Source organism: Undibacterium sp. GrIS 1.8 (genome assembly GCF_040544445.1).
Taxonomy (GTDB): domain Bacteria; phylum Pseudomonadota; class Gammaproteobacteria; order Burkholderiales; family Burkholderiaceae_D; genus Undibacterium.
In genome coordinates this window covers 63644-82438 of the sequence record NZ_JBEONQ010000019.1, presented here as the reverse complement: position 1 = coordinate 82438, position 18795 = coordinate 63644, and the positions used below count along the sequence as shown (strand labels likewise).

The window sequence follows — 18795 nt, the reverse complement described above, 5'->3', positions numbered from 1 at the left end:
TACCGGTGTAGGTAATTTCTGCTGTAGTTGATGATGCTCAGTAACTTCTAAAAAGGATACTCAAGCTTGTCGTGTAGTGATTAGCTCAAGCCTTTCAGCGTCGTAATACCAATGTGTTGTTATGCTTTATGGTTAGTGCTATATCTCGATTAAAGAGTGTCAGGAAGCTCCCATTTTTATTGCTTGAATGGGAGCCATAAATATAGTTGAACGACATCTTGAGGACTTTGTGCCAGACGTAAATCACCGCCGTGTGCTTTGGCAATCTCTAACGCCAGACTCAAGCCCAAACCATTACCCTCGATCTTGCGATTGTGTGCGGCATCGCCACGATAAAAGCGGTCAAAAAAACGTGCCCGGTCGTCCATATTGATGTTGTGGCTAGTATTGCTGATGAGGATAGTGACGCCCTTTTTTTCGCTAATACTTTGGATGGTGATATTACCTTTCGCAGGGCAATAACGTACCGCGTTGCTGATGAGATTATTTAAAAGCTGTTGCAGCAACAAGATGTCGCCATAGATCACTTGATGTTTGGCGATGTTGCTCCTTAGAGTCTGATTATTAATGAGCATCTGTGCATCGACGACCAATTCATTGAGTAGTTCGCTGAGGTCAATACGCGTTGTGTGTAGAGCGAGTTTACCTGCATCCGCATGCGACAATAACAATAGCTTTCGGGTGATCGCAGTGAGTCTGCTGACTTCGTCCAACATCTCAGTTAAGTCGGTTTGGATAACTTGATTGTCTGATTTGTTGAGCACTTGTTCTATCTTGCCTTGCAAAATAGTGAGTGGTGTCCGGAGCTCGTGAGCAGCATCACCGGAGAAACGTGAGGCCTGATGGAAACTCACATCCAGGCGCTGGAGCATGGTGTTGTAGGTATCAATCAATTCTCTAAATTCTTTATCCTCGCCCTCATTGGGTAATCGTTGGTGAAGGTCCTTTTGCGTCAGGGTTTTCATCGCATTGCGTAAACGGTTGACCGGTCGCATAGTCAGGCTGGCAAGTAACCAAGCGCCAAGTGCAGTCAAGATAAGTGCCAGCGGTACCACTAGCCATAATGCACGCTTGAGTCCCGCTTGCAGCTCCGATGTTGTAGCGGCTAAATCGACACCAAGAAAGCCTCTGCCGCGTGGGGTCGTGAATGTCGTGGCACGCCATTGCTTGTCCTGGACAGTGAGCGTGCTGACAGCGCATTTGCCACGCGGCGCCCGTTCTGCTGGGGAAGCTTCGGTGCGATTGTCCAGATGCGCTTCAGGCCTATGTTCATCTCGCAACTGTCTGTTTGGATCGGGCAAGGCGCGAAATGGTACCGACTTCCAGTTCAATTGATCGATATTGATATCGTCTTGCCAGTAAGTAGATTTGACCTCTAGCATACCCACTTCTGAGGTGTAGCGAAAGAGTAGTTGCTTATTGGAGTCAAGACGCAATTTAGTGACGATATCTGACTCAAGACTAGCCGCATCGATTCGAATAAACGGTTGTGTGGTGAAGCGTTGTGTCTCCAGGCAAAGCCGCTCGTCTAATCGATCTACTTCATTTTTCATCAGACTAGACCAGGCTAACGCCAGCACGACGGTTAGCGCGGTCGAGACAATGCTCACGGCAATGATAAATAATCGGGTTCTGAAGGAAATCATGAGCAACTTCTTAAGGCTCGAGTCTGAAACGATAACCAGTGCCTCGCACTGACTCTATAGGGGACGGGGTATCGGTACTAACTTCGATTGATCCGATTTTGCTTCTTATACGTTTGATGCAGACATCCACCACGTTAGTGCTAGGATCAAAATCATAGCCCCATACATGCTCAAGAATTTGACCACGAGTAAATACCTGTCCAGCCGAGCGCATCAGGTATTCAAGCAGACTAAATTCTCGCGTGGTGAGTTCTATCGTGTGTCCGCTAGAGCTAGCTTGCCGTGTGATGCGGTCAAGCTTTAGTTTGCCCACTTGTAGCAGGTTTTGTCTATCTCCGGCAAGCCGTCGTTGCAGAACATGTATGCGAGCGACTAATTCCTCGACAAAAAATGGCTTGGCAAGATAATCATCTGCACCAAGGTTGAGCCCCGTTATGCGATCCCCCAATTCATTGCGCGCCGTCAGTAAAATGATAGGCGTTGCCACGTCCGAGCTACGTAATTCCTTCAAAATAGAGAGACCGTCTCGGCCTGGTAGCATGATATCGAGGATGATGACGGCATATTGACCTTTGCTAGCTAGTTCAAAACCTACATTGCCGTTGTTGCAGTGCTCAACATTGAAGTCGCGTTCTTTTAGACCGATGGATACAAAGTCGGCTATTTTTTGTTCATCCTCTATGAGCAAGACTTTCATGCGAGCTTTCGTACAGCAGTAGTCACAAATATCACAAACATCAAAAACATCACAAACGGTTTTCCAGACTATTTACTTAGCGGTCGGTGAGCCTGGTTTTGGCGCATTAGGCGGCGAGTTCGCGCGCTCTCCACCTGGCGCTGCGCCAGCTGGACGCGGGTCTAGTGCTTCCAGTTTTTTGGGGTCAAATCCGGCAGCACGCAGTGCGTCTCCTCTTGCAGGGCCCGGTTGGATACCTGCTTCGCGCAAGTTGCGTTTGATCGCTTTTGCGTCGTCAACGCTGAGACTATTTGGTTTGTAGGCTGACAGTATCTCCTTCATCTTTGCTAGCTGTGCCGGAGTTAATGCCCCTTGTGTTTGAGCTGGTGGCATATTTGCACCAGCCTTAGCAGGCTGTGTATTCTGACTTTGTGCAGCTTGGATGATAGAAATGCAAAGGATAAAAATGACGACGATTCGTAATGGCATGATGGGCTTTCCGCGGTTGTTGTACAGGTATTTGGAAAATACATATTACAACTTGGCTTACATCAAACTATGACAATGTTGTCATTGAGCGCTATACAAAGCGTATGACTTGAGACTGAGTATCGAATAAGAATGAAGTCTTTTGAAACATCATTCTTTGTAAGCGCAATGTGTACACTCGCGCAAAAGACTACTTAGAATTGACTTAAATTAGTAGGCGTTGAGAAGCTCATAAAAATCAGCCTCTCATAGCCATCACAGTAACAAGCCTTCGCACACACTAACAAAGATTAGCAAACGCTATGCATCCAGCCATGCGTATCTTCCGCAGTGCCGTGCTGTAGCGCCAGCAGAGCTTCACGCAGTGCCATAGTGACTTTGCCGTTTTCACCTTGGTTGATTTGCATCTCAAAATTCTTTGCTTTGACATGGCCGACTGGTGTGATAACGGCTGCGGTACCGCAGGCGAATACTTCTGTCATCCGCCCTGATGCGATGTCGTCGCGCCATTGCTGTACCGTGAGCTTGCGTTCTTCTGTTTCGTAACCCAAGTCTTTGGCCATTTCCAGCAAGCTACGACGTGTAATGCCGGATAGCAAGGTACCTGTGAGTTCTGGCGTAATGATGCGAGTTTTTCCTGCTTCTTCGTAGACAAAGAACAGGTTCATCCCACCCATTTCTTCTATGTATTCGCGCTTTACTGCATCCAGCCATACCACTTGGTCGCAGCCTTTTTCCAGCGCTTGCGCTTGCGCTACCAAGCTGGCGGCATAGTTGCCTGCGCATTTCGCCTCGCCAGTGCCGCCAGGTGCTGCACGGACAAAATCTTCGCTGATCCACACCGTCACCGGTTTAACGCCTTGCGGGAAGTAGGCGCCGGCGGGGGAGGCAAATAAGACGAACAGATATTCGCTGGCAGGGCGCACGCCCAAAAACGGATCAGTGGCAAACATCAGTGGCCGCAGGTACAGACTTTCTCCCACATTCTTGGGTACCCAGGCTTTATCCATGGTGATTAAAGCATCTGCTGCTTGCATGAATATATCTCCAGGCAAATCCGGCATTGCCAGGCGCTGTGCGCTGCGGTTGAAGCGTGCGCTGTTGGCATCCGGTCGGAAGGTTTTGACACTGCCATCCGGCTGGCTAAAGGCTTTAAAGCCTTCAAAAATCGCCTGGCCGTAATGTAGTGCAGATGCCGCAGGGTCCAGGCTTAAAGGGCCGTAGGCTTTTAATTCGCCTTGTTGCCAAGCGCCGTTACGATAAGGAATGACCACCATATGATCCGTAAAAATCCGGCCAAAACTCGGGTTCGTCATGCGTTCGGCACGTTGTGCATCGCTCAAAGGGTGATCAGAGGGTGTTACTAACAGAGTCGGTGTGGAGGTGATCATCATTATCTTAGAAGTCAATGTAGGGAAAACAATCAAAATATTGCGTAAGTCCTGATGAATTAATTTTAGCCTTATTTTGCGACCAAGATAAGTTTTGCGTTAAAGATGTTGATCGCGGACTTGTCACGTGCGACTAAGCGCAAGTACGCGTGGACTTAGTGGAGATCGTCACAGATGGCAATCGTAATCATCAAATGATAATTTGGGACTGATGCAAACCGTCCTAGCTGTGTTGCCTTCGTCGTTACGTCTTGCCAGAACAATTTTCAGTAAGCTCCCCAAGTATGAATATACATATACTCCCCAGTTAATTTACAAAATATGCTGTTTCGTCCAATGATTATATGGACACTTAATATATACAGGGAGAGAGTATTTAAATTAACTTAGCTAAGCGGATTGACGATGGATTGGTGTAACCTCGCTTTGTTCCAACAGCATTAAACTGAAGACATGGTTTTAGGAAACCGCACATCCACTTGCAAACCAATTCCATTGTCCGGCGTCTTTAAATCAATAGTCGCGTTTAAAGAATCACCAATCTCTTTCACAATCGCCAGCCCTAGACCAGAGCTATTGGGTTTACTGTCATCCAGACGGTAAAAGCGGTCAAAGACTTTTTGCTGCTCTACCACCGGGATACCGACACCGTTATCGACGATGCTCATAAGAATTGACGATTTTTCTTGCCGTAACGAGACAGTGATGTTGCCCTCTGTTGTCATATGCTGTATCGCGTTATCAATCAGATTGGACACCAGCTCACGCAATAAATTCTGGGGAGCAGCAAGGCTGGCCGTATCGTCCAAGATATCGATTCCCAGCTCAATATTTTTTTGCTGTGCTAACGGTGCCAATTCCTCCATCACGCTTTTGATGATGTCCGCCATGTAAACACAATTGTTTGTACTTAATGTATGTCGATTTTGTTCAACCGCGGCCAAGACCAGAAGTTGGTTGATCACTTTAGTACCTTGTAATATCGTTTTTTGAATTGCATTCAGTACTTCTTTTTGTGTCTGATCAAGCTGACTATTGCGATGTCCAAAATTAATTTGAGAGGTAATAATCGCAAACGATGTTCGCAACTGATGGGCAGTATTGGCAACGAACTGTTCATAGGAGGTTAGCGTTTTATCTAATCGTGCGACATAGTCGTTCATCGCAAAAATTACAGGCCGGATTTCTATCGGAGCACTTTTTTCATCCAGTTTTTCGAGTGAGCCTGGTTGTCGTAATAAAAGTTTTTCACCGAACTGGATGAGGGGACTCAGTGTCCAACGAAAGGCAATAAATAATCCGATGATCACGATGGACAAAAGCAGTAAATGTTCTCTGATCGTCAATAAAAATAAGTCTTTTTTAAACGCAGCATGGCCATGTAGCGTTTGTGCAACCTGGGTAATGGCATAGTCGCCTGATGCAGTACTAGGTAAGGCATGTGCATAGACGATGACGCGTACAGGTTCGCCGCGTATGGTTGAGAGAAAATATTTTTCTTGTTCTAATTGTAGTGGTGCGGTGTAAGTCGACAGCTCCTCATCACCTGCAATCAGTAGCCCTTTTTTGCTGCGCACTGAGTAAAACACGCGATCTCTATACTTGCTGGCAAACAGTTCAAAGGCGGCTGGCGGCACGCTAATTTCATAACTTCCGTCGATTTTAGCTAGCTGTTCTGAAATAATTTTAGCGCCACCTTTGAGTAATTGTTCTTGCACCAGTGTCGCAATCGTATCGGTATTGGTATACGTCACAAATAAGTCGATAGTAGAAATTAACACCGTGGGTAAAAATACCCATAAAACTAAGCGGCTTTTTAAACTTTTAAGTGGTGGCAACATAGGTCAACATATATCCAAGACCGCGCAAGGTAATAATTTGTGCGCCGGAGCCTTCAATTTTTTTACGTAAGCGAACAATATAAATTTCTAAAGCTTTTGGTGATACCGCATCCTCTAGTGTGAAAAGTCCATCTGCCAACTCTTTCTTAGAAACGGTTTTTCCAGTTTGTCGTATTAAAGCTTCTAGTACGGCATGCTCTCTGGGGGTTAAATTAATATCGTCCCCATGGCTGCTAAATTTTTTTGAATTACTGTCATAGCTGAGTTCGCCACATGCCACGATAGGATTCGTTTTGCCACTAGCACGACGTAGCAAAGAACGTAGTCGTGCCTCTAACTCCAGGATATCAAATGGTTTGGCGAGATAGTCATCTGCCCCTAAATTTAAATTCTCAATGATGTCGCTTAAGGTGTCGAGCGCACTGATGATGAGAACAGGAACTTGATTATTTTTATACCGTAGTTGTTTTAAGACGGTTTGTCCTTTGATACCCGGCAATGTCAGATCAAGCAGGATCGCATCGTAGTTTTGCGTTATCAATAGATGTGCTGCTTCTTCACCAGTGAACGCTTGTTCCACCGCATAACCAGATTGTGCTAATAGTCGTGATAACCAGGAAGATAGCTCACGATTGTCTTCTACTAAAAGTAATTTCATAGCCTTAAGGCTAAATCATTTTCCTTAAGGATTGTGCTCCTTCGCTCTAGTCGCTTATATCGCGTGTCATTTTCTCCACAAAGCTTTCATTGAAGGTAAGTAGAAGGCATTGGGCAATTACATTTGCCGACGTAGGCTCACTCAGCTAAAAAATAAGTAGCAGTGGCATACAACTTAAAAATAACCAGGAGACAAGAATGAAAAAGAAACTTATGGCGCTCGCCATTTGTGGTGTAGTTGCGGGCGCTCTTCAGACTCAAGCCCAAGCGCAAACAGTTCCCGAACTTCAGCAAGCATTACTCCAAGCCCAAAAAGCAGCAGCTGATGCACAAAAATCTGCACAGCAAGCACAAGACGCCTTAGCGCAAATCCAGCAAGCAATGGCAGCGGCAAAAGAATCTAAAGCAACACCACAAACATCCTCGGGTTCTGGCAACTTAACTCAGCCACCGGGTGAAGGTTTAGTCTATAAAAACAGTGGTGATTCAGTTCGACTGTACGGTTTGATCGACCTTAGCGTAAGCAATAAAACGAATGCCGATAAAACAGGTAATACCTTAAACGATATGTCAGTCGCCTGGTTTAGTGGCAACCGCTGGGGTATTGAAGGTGAGCATGCGTTGAAGGATACCGATGGTCTGAAAGCAATCTTCAAATTAGAGAGCGAGTATGAACTCCCTACCGGCAACATGGATACACCCGGCGTGTTATTCAACCGTGACGCATGGCTGGGTATGCAAAGCGACACTCTCGGTAAGCTGACATTGGGTCGTCAAAATACTCTGGCGCGTGAATTCTCTAAAATTTATGGCGATCCTTACGGTACAGCCAATGTGACGCTCGACGAAGGCGGCTACAGTAATAATAATAATTTCAAACAGCTTATTTTTTATTCTGGTAGCGCAACAGGAACTCGTTACGACAAAGGGATAGTCTGGAAAAAAGAGTTTGGCAATATCGTCGCAGGTGTCGGTTATCAAGTCGGTGGCGTCCCTGGTGATTTTAGTGCCGGATCGACTAAATCTTTGGGTTTGGCATATAACGGCGGCAATGCCAATATCTCCAGCTTCTATAACTCAGCAAATGTTAATGGCTACACTCACTCTTCTTATTCTATTGGTGGTAACTATACATTTGGCCTGGTACGCGTTAATGCAGGCTACATCAGCTATAAAGCAGATCAACCAGTTGCAATCGGTAACCGCAGCGATAAGGCATACACGTTGTCGGCTAAGTTCACTCCAGCAGGCAAGTTCGATTATGAGCTCGGCTGGCAGACAATGAATGCTGATCACGCCGCGGTCAATGGCAGTGGTTACGTCCTGAATGCGTATGCAAATACAGCGAATGCGACTAAAACAGCGACTGGTAAGCGCAAGACTTGGTATGGTTCGGCTTTTTATCACTTTGATAAACGGACTGAACTTTACTTAGCTCTCGATCGCCTGAATACTGACGGCACTTACCTGGCATCGCAAGCGAATGGATTCACCTCGCAGAATGAATATGCCTTGGGTATGCGCTTTAAGTTCTAATAAAAATAATCCAGAACAAAAGTCTATAAAAAAGCTTAGCGAAACAGATTAGATTGAGCATCTGTTCACGACACTGTGCAAAAGGCTTTTGTTCGTTTTTATTTTATTCTGATTGTGTACACCAGATAGAATATAAAGTGACGATTATCATTTTGTGACTGGTAGAACATATCCAGTTGACGTTGCAACGATGGGAAGCAATCGTTGCAGGTATGGCTTTGTCGAGTTAATGGCGACGCCGTATCGAAAAATACAACTCAAAAATAACGGAGACAATCATGAAAGCAGTATTCAAACTCGCATTAAAACCCATAGCAGCCATGCTGATGCTGGTATCCAGCATGCAAGTCCATGCGGCTGACAAAATCACGATTATGGTGGGCGGGATAGAGAAGCAAATCTACTTGCCGGCTAAATTGGCGGAACAGTTAGGATATTTAAAAGAGACTGGTCTGGAGATTGAATTACTGAGCGAGCCTGCCGGGGTCAATGCAGAGACAGAAATGTTATCTGGTGCAGCGCAAGGTGTCGTGGGATTTTATGATCACACCATCGATTTGCAAGCGCGTGGAAAATTAGTGCAATCGGTAGTCCAGTTTAGCCAGGCGCCAGGCGAAGTAATTTTAGTGTCCAAGGCAGCTGCCAAAGACATCAAATCTCCCGCAGATTTTAAAGGTAAAATATTAGGCGTCACTGGCCTTGGCTCTTCCACTAATTTTTTGACGCAATATCTGGCAGCTAAAGCAGGCGTGAAGAATAGTGAATTTACGACCTTGCCAGTGGGCGCAGGCTCAACTTTTATTGCAGCAATGGCACAAAATAAAATTGATGCGGGTATGACCACAGAGCCAACAATTTCGCGTCTGGTATCCACCGGTGCGGCCACCATTCTGGTCGATTTGCGCACGGTGAAAGAAACTGAAGCTGCGCTCGGTGGTACTTATCCGGCAGCTTGTTTGTATATGCCTACTGCCTGGGTGAATACTCACAAAGATCAGGTGCAAAAGCTAGCTAACGCGTTTGTAAAGACCTTGAAATACATTAAAACTCATAGCGCAAAAGAGATTGCGGAAAAAATGCCAGCGGATTATTACGCATCCAATAAGCAGATGTACATCGATGCGCTGGAAGCCAGCAAGCAGATGTTTACCGCTGATGGTGTGATGCCGGAAAATGGCCCCGCGACCGTACTCAAAGTATTGAATGGCTTTGATAAAGCGGCACAAGGCAAGACGATCAATCTGGCGAATACCTTCACCAGCGAGTTTGTGAAAGCGGCGAAATAATGAAAAATTCGGCGATAGAGGTGATGACTACGGCAACCAGTATGGCAACGAGCGTAACTAAGAATGTGGCAACGAATGTAGCCATTGAGTTGACCAATGTCAGCAGAAAATTTATCAGTCCGGCTGGCAAAGTGACCCTTGCGTTAAAAGATTTTAGTCTGACCGTCAATGAAGGCGATTTCTGCGCGATTGTTGGTCCTACCGGCTGCGGAAAATCAACCACATTAGGCATGATCACGGGTTTAAATCCGCCGTCTTCAGGTAGCGTTAAAGTATTTGGTAAGCCGGTGACGGGGATTGATCCAGACATTGGTTTTGTGTTTCAGGCAGATGCAGTTTTCCCTTGGAAAAACGTGATCGATAATATTGCGATTGGTCCGATATTTCGCGGTAAGGATAAAAAAACGGCGAAAGAGATGGCGGCCGAGTGGGTACGCAGAGTCGGCCTGGCTGGCTTTGAATATCATTATCCGCATCAGTTGTCTGGCGGTATGCGTAAGCGTGTGGCACTGGCGCAGACGTTTATTAACGAGCCAAAAATTTTATTGATGGACGAGCCGTTCTCGGCGTTGGATGTGCAGACCCGCGCGCTGATGCAGGATGAATTGCTGGGCTTGTGGTCAGAGAAAAAAGCCTCCGTCGTGTTTGTCACCCATGATATTGAAGAGGCGATTGCTTTAGCAGACCGTGTGGTGGTGTTGTCTAAAGGTCCCGGCTCTGTCAAGAGCTGCTACGAGATTCCTTTAGCACGTCCGCGGGAAGTTTCTACGGCACGCTACTCAGAAGAATTTATCCATCTGTCAAAGCAAATCTGGACGGATTTAAAAGATGAAGTCCAAATTTAAAGCGGGATTAAAAATATGAATACTACTGTCCTAAATACGTCGCTCAATCTGCCTGAAATCGGTGAGGAAGAGCGCAAGGCGATTGCCAAAGGAGTTAATCATCACCGCCTGGTTATTTTTTTACGGGTCGCATTGGCCGTGGTGACTTTGGGGGCGTGGGAGTTGTCAGTTAAAGCGGGTTTAATTGATCCTTTCTTTTTCTCGCAACCGACGGCTATTTATGAGCAACTGGTGACATGGATCACTGAAGGTACAGCGCAAGGTCCGCTCTGGCGTGAATTGCTGGTGACGATGGAAGAAACGGTACTGGGTTTTTTGATTGGTAGTTTTCTGGGTATTTTTTTCGGGATTGCTCTGGGCCGCAATAAATTGGCAGCGGATGTGTTGAGTATCTATATCAAAGTCGCTAATGCTATTCCGCGTGTGGTGTTGGGGTCGATTTTTATCATCATGTTTGGTTTGGGCATGGGGTCTAAGATTGCTTTAGCGGTTGTGATGGTATTTTTTGTCGTGTTTGGTAATGCATTCCAAGGTGTGCGTGAGGCGGATAAAAATCTGATTGCCAATGCGTATATTTTGGGGGCTAGTAAACGTCAGGTGACTTTCTCGGTCGTGTTTCCGTCGGCATTGACCTGGATTTTAGCCAGCTTGCATGTCAGCTTTGGTTTTGCATTGGTCGGTGCCGTAGTCGGTGAGTTTTTGGGTGCGCGACATGGTATTGGTCTGCTGATCGCGACAGCGCAAGGGACGTTTAATGCAGCCGGGGTATTTGCCGCCATGATTGTGTTGGCGGTGGTCGCCTTGGCGGCCGAGTATCTGCTGACTGCGATTGAAAACAAATTATTGAAATGGCGTCCGGTGCAGTTTGTTGAGCAGGGGATGTGATTTTTAGACAGTTTTGATGTGCGCTAATTAGCCCGCTGACGCGGGCTTTTTTTCGTCATATTGCGTGATACCGGCGATATCTGTGTCTGGCTTAGCTCGTTTTCTACAAGTCGAATACGGGATAAATCAATATACTCCCCATTATTTTTATTGAAAATAGCTAATTGTCCAATGATTAATTGGACAATTAAAATATACTATATAGGAGTATTTAATTTGCTGCGGTGAGAACGCAAATACATTGCCATGCAGGCTGTGCTAAGGATTGTGCTTTGCTCGCTTTGCCTGTTTGCACTGACTTGATATTCGATTCTGGGCTGTGCTGGAATATTGGGATAGGAAGAGCCTATCAGCGTGAGGCATCGGAACGGGGCGAGAGAACCATCGTGCCAATTTTTATCAGCACGATTGCTGCAGGAATACTTCACTGCTGCGCTTAACTACTGTGATTTCTTTGTCCCGTTTTGATATCGACTGAAATACGTACGCCTTTTTCCATCAGCCAGATTTCATCCGGTGGTTCGTCACCTGCCAGTGCGCCAAATACGACGGGCAAACCTTCCCCTTTGCGCATTAACTCGTCTGCCCGTTCGTACACGTTAGGGCAGCCAGTTTCTGCCATCAGTGCCTGGACAATAGCGACTTTCCAGGCATCGACGCCAGCGGCATTAAATTGGCAGATCAGATAATCGTTCGCTGCTTTGCTGTTGTCATTGGTACTACCATCTTTAATCCAGTCAACCACCAGGCCAGATAAACCATCTTCTTCACCGGAGACCAGAGAAATAGACTGACTTACGTTTTTGCTGGCGCTGTTTACATTCGCTTTACGCTTGAGAACAGCCATCTGAACACGTCGTTTAATCATCGCGTGATCGACGGATTCGTTCTGGTCAAAGGTCCAGACGCGGGCACTGATTTGTGATTTTGCGTTGTAGGCAGCACGTGCCAGAAATTGACCGGAAGACGATTGAACCAAGACCGTTGCGCCTAATTTATTTCGTTCGCCGGGTTTGCCATCGACCCTCGCCACGGCAGAGAGATAGACCCAAGGCTGGCGTTCTAGCAGGCTTTTTTCTTTGCCTTGTTTAATAGTGAGTGTCAGCATGAGTCAACTTAAAATCTGTTTAAAAATAGTTAGAAATGAATGGTGTTGCTATAGATGCCGAGGTTTTTACCGCTCGATCGATCTAATTATCGTATTGAGATAAACGCCGTTCTTCATCCGCTTGTTCAATCCGCGCGATTTCAATCTCACGCATCACCGCGCCAACATCGGCCGGACGTTTATCCACCGCAACGCGACCGGTCAAGACGGTTTCTGGGGTGAGCAAACCTGCCTGATATAGCAGCCAGATTTCTTTGCCGTATTTGGTTCCTGCCAGTTGTGGCGCAAAGGGACTGAAGAAGTTCATCAAATTATCAACATCGCGCTCCAGCATGGCGCCTGCACTGGTATTGCCCGCAGCATCAATCGCTTGCGGCAAGTCAATGATGACCGGGCCTTTGTCGTCCACCAGAATATTGTATTCAGACAGATCGCCGTGGATCACACCGGCACATAACATTAGGACGACCTGATGCAGCAATTGAGCGTGATAGTCCAGTGCCAGCGCTTCGGTCAGTTCAACATCATTTAAACGCGGTGCGGCGTTGCCAGTGGCATCTGTCACCAGATCCATCAGCAGTACGCCTTCAAAGCAGATATACGGCGTCGGGACGCGTACACCGGCAGCGGCCAGACGGTATAAGGCATCGACCTCGGCGCTTTGCCAGACTTCTTCCTGCATCTTGCGGCCGTAGCGGGTGCCTTTTTCCATCGCCCGCGCCTGGCGGCTATTTTTGACGGTGCGACCTTCCTGGTAGGCGACGGCTTTTTTAAAACTACGCTGATTCGCTTCTTTATATACTTTGGCGCAACGGATGTCCTCACCGCAACGCACGACATATACCGTGGCCTCTTTGCCGCTCATTAGTTGGCGCAAGACATCATCGATTAATCCTTCATCAACAAGTGGCTGTATTCTTTTTGGTATTTTCATAAATAATTAGTATAAATAATTCGGCTAAGTGCTTCCGATTTCCAGATACTGTAGACAAATTGCGCGAAAAAATCAGATATGCACCAAATTTAGCTATGACAAACAGTATGTAAAAACGGAATAGATAACGGATAGTACCAATTTGTGCGTCCCAGTCATACCATTGCGCACCATTCGACCTATAATCCAGTTTATCGCAGTACTGTTGTACTGTTTCACCAAGGAGCACATCATGAGCAAAGCACAAGACAGTAAAAAAGCAGTCAAAAAAGAACCAGCAAAAACCATGAAGGAAAAAAAAGCGGATAAGAAAGTGAAGAAGGAGGCAATGAAGCGTCAGTGATGCTTAGTTGTTGACGATCTTAGTAGGGCGGACGAAAGAACCGTTTTAAAATACTTTTTGGTTTTTATGGTTCAGTCGACGTCCTACAGCTTGCAAACTAAGTATGTAATTTATTATTTTTATTTTGCTTCGCGCACAATGTTTTGTGCGCACCAGAAAATCACTTTTGAATTTTTCTGAAGGTAAGATTAATTCTAGGATGATGCAATCGCGTTTCTTTTAAAACAGCATGCTCCCAATGCTGTTGCAGGCTGCCTGCCATGAGTAAAACGCTGCCACTGCTTAGTTCAATGTTGCGGGTTTTTTGTTCTGGTCTGCTCTTATGTCTGAGTTTAAAAATACGACTCTCACCAAGGCTGACAGAGGCAATTGCTGGCTTATGCCCCAGCTCTATCTCGTTATCCGAATGCCAGCCTACGCTATCTTGCTGATCCCGATACAAGTTAAGCAATACGCTGTTGTAGCGTTGCATGGTCAGCGCTTCAATCTCAGTTTTGATCTTCAATAATGTAGCCGTCCATGGCTGCGGCGCAAGTGCGATCCCTGAGTAGTTATAGCTGCTCGCAACGTCGCCGTACCACGCGGTGAGTCGTGGTTGCAAATAGGTCTTGCCCCAAACAGTGATTAAATCCTGGCGCCATGGCGTTTCTGCGAGCAAACTTGCATACAGTTCCTTGGCAACTTCTGATGAGTAAAATTGATGTGCAAATGCCAGCTCACCATCAATAATCGATATCTGTTCCAAGGTAGTGGAGGCAGAAAAAAGATCAGACATAGCGGCTGGCATGTAATAAAACTTGATTCTTAAATTAACGCTAAAAAGACAAGTTAGAAATTACCCATGTAGTCTTTTTTGCCAATCTCAATTCCGTTGTGACGTAGTAGCGAGTAGGCAGTCGTTACGTGGAAAAAAAACTGTGGCAAGCCATATGACAACAGATAGTTTTGACCGCTCAGTTTTTTCTCTTTTGGTGTACCAGGGCGTAATACGATTTCCAGCTCTTCGCTACCATCAAACTGGGTTGGCGTTAATGTATCTAGCAGTGCCAAGGTTTTAGCGATACGCGCTTGCAGATCGGCAAAAGTTTGTTCGTTATCTTCATAAGCAGGTACTTCGATACTTGCCAGACGTGCGGGAACACTTTTAGCAAAATCCGCAGCGATTTGTATTTGACGCGTGAATGGCAACATGTCAGGGAACAGACGTGATTGCAACAGCGCAGCAGGATCGATATTTTTTGCCGTGGCATGGGCTTCTGCTTTGCTCAATACATCGCTCAGGCTATTGAGCATTTGGCGAAAGACAGGGACGGAAGCGGCATACATAGAAATAGTCATGGAATATCCTCGTTGACAGGTGGTGGTACGTCTGCCGAGATTATAGTGAGTTCCTGCCAGATGCGTATAACCAGACCCTAGTTTATGAAGGGAAATCGCCGAGTCTGACGACGCTGCCTGATCCGCCTATCGATTTGCTGACTTGCGGATTGCCATAGTAATTGACGGTACCAGAGCCACCGATACTTACTTTGAGGTTATTTTTCGTCGCAACAGAGACTTTGCCAGAGCCGCCAATACTAACCTTGGCATCATTGGTTTTTAACGCGGAACCATCCATAGAGCCAGAACCACCAATGGTCATTGACGTTGTGTTGGCGTTACCCGCTACTTTAAAACTACCACTACCGCCGATGGTTAAAAATAGTGATTCTGCGCTCAGACCTTGTAAATTAACTGCACCGGAGCCACCGATTGACACGCGTAATTTGTTGGATTGAAGGTGGCTAGATCTTAGTGATCCAGAACCAGCTACTTCTAAATCATCAATTTGTTTTAGTTTGATAATTATTTTTAGGTTACGTGTGTCTAGGTGGATTCCCTTTTCTAAGGTACGGACTTTTAACGTGCCGTTTTCAACTGTCGTTTCAATTAAGGCTAGCAAGTTATCGTCGGTTTCAATTGAGATTCCTTCTGCGTCGCCTTGCTGTAGTTCTATCTCTGCAGGCAGGCTTATGCTGATCGCGTTGAAATGGCTTGCAGCGCGGTTTTCTTGTTGTAATTTTCCTGAGCCTGCAATACTTTTGTCTGAACTCCACTGCAAGTTCCAGCCAGATGCTAAGGCGGTGTTTGGTTGAGCCACGATGGCGAATGCACTTAATGTGAGGCTGATGGCGCAAACGCGCTTTGCAAAACGAGTCATGTTCATGCTGTTTCCTTAAAATAAGAACGCGGAGAGTGTCGTTTGACGGGATGCTATCAGTATGACCTTGCACGCCGACTTAGATTAGTGACTTGCGATGAAGCGTATTTCTGTGGGATTAAAACGCAATTTGTAGCGATGGATTGAATCAATATTGAAATTCATAGAAACCTGATGCACTTCGAAAAGAATCAACGATTGACGAATGCAGTATCCCAAGTTGTTCTTGGAGACGATTTTTCTAAATGTTTTTCATTGGCTGCTTGGATAGCGGCGATTTCAACTAATATTTCGTTCGGGAATCCGACACGATTTTCACCCGGACCCTGAATAACCAGCGATGTGAGATAGCGCTTTAGATGCATAGGTTCATTGCAAAACAAACAGATGCGTTGCCAGATGTGGGGATAGGCACTTTGCATATATTTTTTTGGTGTCAGATTTTCTATGTCATGAATAGAAAGTGCCACGATATTGCTAGGGATTGGGTGTGATGCGTAAATTTGTTGGACTGTATCGGGACTTTTTGGCGCAGTCATTAATTGTGCTTTCATTACAGTACTCGCTGCAATGTCTGGCTTGGGTGCCGCTAATGTAGAAAATGGTGCGAGGATGCGCAGGATTTGCTCGTATAAAGGTAATGCCTGTCGTTCCCAGCGTATGGTCTTGATGCCTGCCGTTTTGAAATAAGCCTCATTACTCAAATACTTCCCGTCGTCCCCCACCTCTGCATTCAATTCAATAACGCAGAGTAAACTCATGCTCGCATCGAAAATGGCATAGTCAATTTTCCGACCGTCGAGATCAGCCTGTGCTAAACGTTTTGCTTTGGAGTCGAGTGTGATTGGTTCCAATAAAGCGATCAGATCGACTTTAGGAAAGATGTAGCAGTTTGGTAGCGCCCGTCGCAAACGGCTAAAAAAAACCTGTTCTTCTTTATCAAAGAAAGGCTTTTCTTCATATGCAGCAGTTGTGTTTTTATTTTTTTTAAACGGAAAAGAAAACATGAAGCGACCTCAATTCCAAAGGGTGATTTTGATTGAGAGGTATGCAGTGCTGGCTAGCATGAAATCCATATCATCGATATTGTGCAAGGCATTACCCAATCAGATTCTAGGCTAACTCGATGAGATTGTGACACTCAACTTTGTTTGGTGTTGTAATTGACTTTATAGTGTTTGCAATTTTGATCTTTATTTGCATAAAAGGCAAGCAATTTGCCTAAGTTTAAGTCAGTATTCGAGGTATCAATACAACATCACTGAGCTTCTTGCTGTCAGTTTAAAGAGACCTGGATTGCAATGCTTAATTTATTCTGCGCACATAAAAAGAGCCGTAGCCTAAAATAATTCAGAACTTCTTACAAAAAATGGATTATGTTTGTTCTGAGATTAACTGCTGGTTGATGATCAATGAATACTTGCCTTAGTTTTAAAGCGTTTTTTTTGTTTCTAAACGTCAGCTCAATGGCAGCCTAATGCCGGCTTATAAAACAGGTAATTCTTCAAATTTCGATCTTTGATTGTTTTGGCGAACTTATTCCCTGCACAAGAGTCTTAGTTCTGCGCTATGCCACGCAAAATAATAAAAACGCTTTGATAGCGCCAGCATCACCCTCAGCTTTCCAATAAAAATACCCACTACAATTGACGTGCGGATAATAAGAATCAGATCATGAAAACAAAAAATGATATAAATAGTGCCGGCGCTGCATCAACTACAAGTTTTAATAAATTTAGGCGTTGGCGCTTTCCGTTGGTCGGATTGGTCATCTTGGGCGCTGGTGCTAGTTCGATAATATATACAAAGTCGCTTACTCCATCCTCCAAATCTTCAGCCAAATCGTCAAATCAGGCAGACTCCAGCAAAGAAGTCATCTACGAATTGGCTGCTGTTGATGTGACCAAAATTACTACCCGGTCTTTGTTAGTGAATTTACCGATTTCAGGATCTCTCATGCCTGTAAGCCAAGTCACTGTGCGGTCAAAGGTGGCAGCCGAGGTACATGAGACATTGGTGCAAGAGGGTATGCCGGTACGAAAAGGTCAAATCATTGCGCGTTTTTATGGCGCTGATTTGCATGCGCGTTTGAGCATACAAGATGCGGCAGTAGATGAGGCACAAGCACGTTTGGCGTTAGCGCAAAAAAACCGGCACTCTAATGAAGCTTTACTAAAACAAAGTTATATCTCACAAAACGCGTTTGATACTACTCAAAGTAGTTTGGATTTAGCACATGCCAGTTTGAAGTCTGCGTTGTCACAGCGAGAAGTAGCGCAGATTGCCGTGTCGGATACGCAAATTAAATCACCAGTCGACGGCATCATCAGTAAGCGTAGCGTGCAAGCTGGCGACAAAGTATCGCCCGATACAGCCTTATTTAATATCGTCAATCTGGCGCAGTTAATTTTAGAGGCTCAAGTACCTGCGAGTGAGATTCCACGTGTCAAGATTGGTCAAAATGTGAGCTTTGCCGTCGATGGATTTGGTACTCGCTCTTTTATTGGAAAAGTAGCGCGTATTAATCCATCTGCCGAGGCTGGTTCACGTTCGATGCTGGTGTATGTAGAGGTTGATAATGCCGATGGCGCTTTGCGAGGGGGCATGTTTGCCAAAGGTAATCTCACTTTAGAAAAAACTACTTCTTACCCTGTCATGCCATTGGCCGCGATCCGTCAGCAGAATGGTAGCGACGTAGTCTATAAAATAGTAGGGAATCAAGTTCAGCAACAAGCCGTTAAGCTGGGTTTGCGTAGTGAGGATGAAGGCTTGGTACAAGTGTTGCAGGGGCTAGAGCCAGGTGTTCAGGTTATTTCTGCTAAGTTAGATAGTATTAAGCCAGGTAGTAAAATCCTGTTGCCAAAAACTGCTGAGATCACAAATTTGGCACCAGATTTAGCACCTGCTTCCGCGGTAGCCGCCACTTTAGCGACTTCTCCGAAATCTAAGGGCTAAGTC

At 45.6% G+C, this 18795-nt stretch carries 17 protein-coding genes; 5 read left to right on the top strand and 12 right to left on the bottom strand.

The window, feature by feature from the left end; translation table 11 throughout:
- Positions 1-176: 176 nt before the first annotated feature.
- From AAKU64_RS11075 to AAKU64_RS11050, 6 genes are all read right to left on the bottom strand, one after another.
- A complete protein-coding gene (locus AAKU64_RS11075) occupies positions 177-1646 on the bottom strand; it encodes an ATP-binding protein (protein WP_354331185.1) in 1470 nt (489 codons plus the stop codon).
- A 10-nt stretch (positions 1647-1656) separates the two neighbouring features.
- Positions 1657-2343, bottom strand: coding sequence for a response regulator transcription factor (locus AAKU64_RS11070; protein WP_354331186.1), 687 nt, complete (start codon positions 2341-2343; stop codon positions 1657-1659).
- 72 nt (positions 2344-2415) lie between these two features.
- The gene (locus AAKU64_RS11065; RefSeq protein ID WP_354331188.1) at positions 2416-2811 is read right to left on the bottom strand and encodes a hypothetical protein; all 396 of its coding nucleotides are present in this window, start codon (positions 2809-2811) and stop codon (positions 2416-2418) included.
- Positions 2812-3101: 290 nt separating this feature from the next.
- Entirely contained in the window at positions 3102-4205 is a 1104-nt protein-coding gene (locus AAKU64_RS11060; RefSeq protein WP_323491783.1) for a branched-chain amino acid aminotransferase, read from the bottom strand.
- 437 nt (positions 4206-4642) lie between these two features.
- Positions 4643-6043 (bottom strand): sensor histidine kinase, encoded by a 1401-nt coding sequence (locus tag AAKU64_RS11055; RefSeq protein ID WP_354331190.1) that lies wholly within the window; start codon positions 6041-6043, stop codon positions 4643-4645.
- Positions 6027-6701: a response regulator gene (locus AAKU64_RS11050; RefSeq protein ID WP_354331192.1), complete on the bottom strand. Its 675-nt coding sequence runs from the start codon at positions 6699-6701 to the stop codon at positions 6027-6029. The genes AAKU64_RS11055 and AAKU64_RS11050 overlap by 17 nt, the downstream gene beginning before the upstream one ends.
- Positions 6702-6898: 197 nt before the next feature.
- Here AAKU64_RS11050 and AAKU64_RS11045 point away from each other — a divergent pair, with 197 nt between their 5' ends.
- The 4 genes from AAKU64_RS11045 to AAKU64_RS11030 all read left to right on the top strand — a co-directional run bounded on the left by AAKU64_RS11045 (position 6899) and on the right by AAKU64_RS11030 (position 11252).
- On the top strand, positions 6899-8236 hold the full coding sequence (locus AAKU64_RS11045) for a porin (protein WP_354331194.1): 1338 nt from the start codon (positions 6899-6901) through the stop codon (positions 8234-8236).
- Between the two features lie 278 nt (positions 8237-8514).
- Positions 8515-9522, top strand: coding sequence for an ABC transporter substrate-binding protein (locus AAKU64_RS11040; protein ID WP_354362147.1), 1008 nt, complete (start codon positions 8515-8517; stop codon positions 9520-9522).
- Positions 9523-9563: 41 nt separating this feature from the next.
- The gene (locus tag AAKU64_RS11035; RefSeq protein WP_354331294.1) at positions 9564-10367 is read left to right on the top strand and encodes an ABC transporter ATP-binding protein; all 804 of its coding nucleotides are present in this window, start codon (positions 9564-9566) and stop codon (positions 10365-10367) included.
- Between the two features lie 15 nt (positions 10368-10382).
- The gene (locus AAKU64_RS11030) at positions 10383-11252 is read left to right on the top strand and encodes an ABC transporter permease (RefSeq protein ID WP_354331198.1); all 870 of its coding nucleotides are present in this window, start codon (positions 10383-10385) and stop codon (positions 11250-11252) included.
- A 436-nt stretch (positions 11253-11688) separates the two neighbouring features.
- Here the strand turns inward: AAKU64_RS11030 and AAKU64_RS11025 are convergent, their stop codons facing one another.
- From AAKU64_RS11025 to AAKU64_RS11000, 6 genes are all read right to left on the bottom strand, one after another.
- The gene (locus tag AAKU64_RS11025; protein ID WP_354331200.1) at positions 11689-12360 is read right to left on the bottom strand and encodes a class I SAM-dependent rRNA methyltransferase; all 672 of its coding nucleotides are present in this window, start codon (positions 12358-12360) and stop codon (positions 11689-11691) included.
- An 82-nt stretch (positions 12361-12442) separates the two neighbouring features.
- A complete protein-coding gene (locus AAKU64_RS11020) occupies positions 12443-13294 on the bottom strand; it encodes a PA4780 family RIO1-like protein kinase (RefSeq protein ID WP_322117898.1) in 852 nt (283 codons plus the stop codon).
- A 503-nt stretch (positions 13295-13797) separates the two neighbouring features.
- Positions 13798-14412, bottom strand: a complete 615-nt coding sequence (locus AAKU64_RS11015; RefSeq protein ID WP_354331202.1) for an alpha-ketoglutarate-dependent dioxygenase AlkB family protein — start codon at positions 14410-14412, stop codon at positions 13798-13800.
- A 53-nt stretch (positions 14413-14465) separates the two neighbouring features.
- Complete coding sequence (locus AAKU64_RS11010; RefSeq protein WP_354331204.1) at positions 14466-14975, bottom strand: DUF1993 domain-containing protein; 510 nt, start codon at positions 14973-14975, stop codon at positions 14466-14468.
- An 82-nt stretch (positions 14976-15057) separates the two neighbouring features.
- The gene (locus AAKU64_RS11005) at positions 15058-15843 is read right to left on the bottom strand and encodes a head GIN domain-containing protein (protein ID WP_354331206.1); all 786 of its coding nucleotides are present in this window, start codon (positions 15841-15843) and stop codon (positions 15058-15060) included.
- Positions 15844-16028: 185 nt separating this feature from the next.
- Complete coding sequence (locus AAKU64_RS11000) at positions 16029-16844, bottom strand: DUF2726 domain-containing protein (RefSeq protein WP_354331208.1); 816 nt, start codon at positions 16842-16844, stop codon at positions 16029-16031.
- A gap of 667 nt (positions 16845-17511) precedes the next feature.
- Between AAKU64_RS11000 and AAKU64_RS10995 the strand changes: the two genes are divergently transcribed.
- Positions 17512-18792 carry an efflux RND transporter periplasmic adaptor subunit gene (locus tag AAKU64_RS10995; RefSeq protein WP_354362146.1) on the top strand — a complete coding sequence of 427 codons (1281 nt, stop codon included), beginning with the start codon at positions 17512-17514 and terminating at the stop codon, positions 18790-18792.
- Positions 18793-18795: the final 3 nt, after the last annotated feature.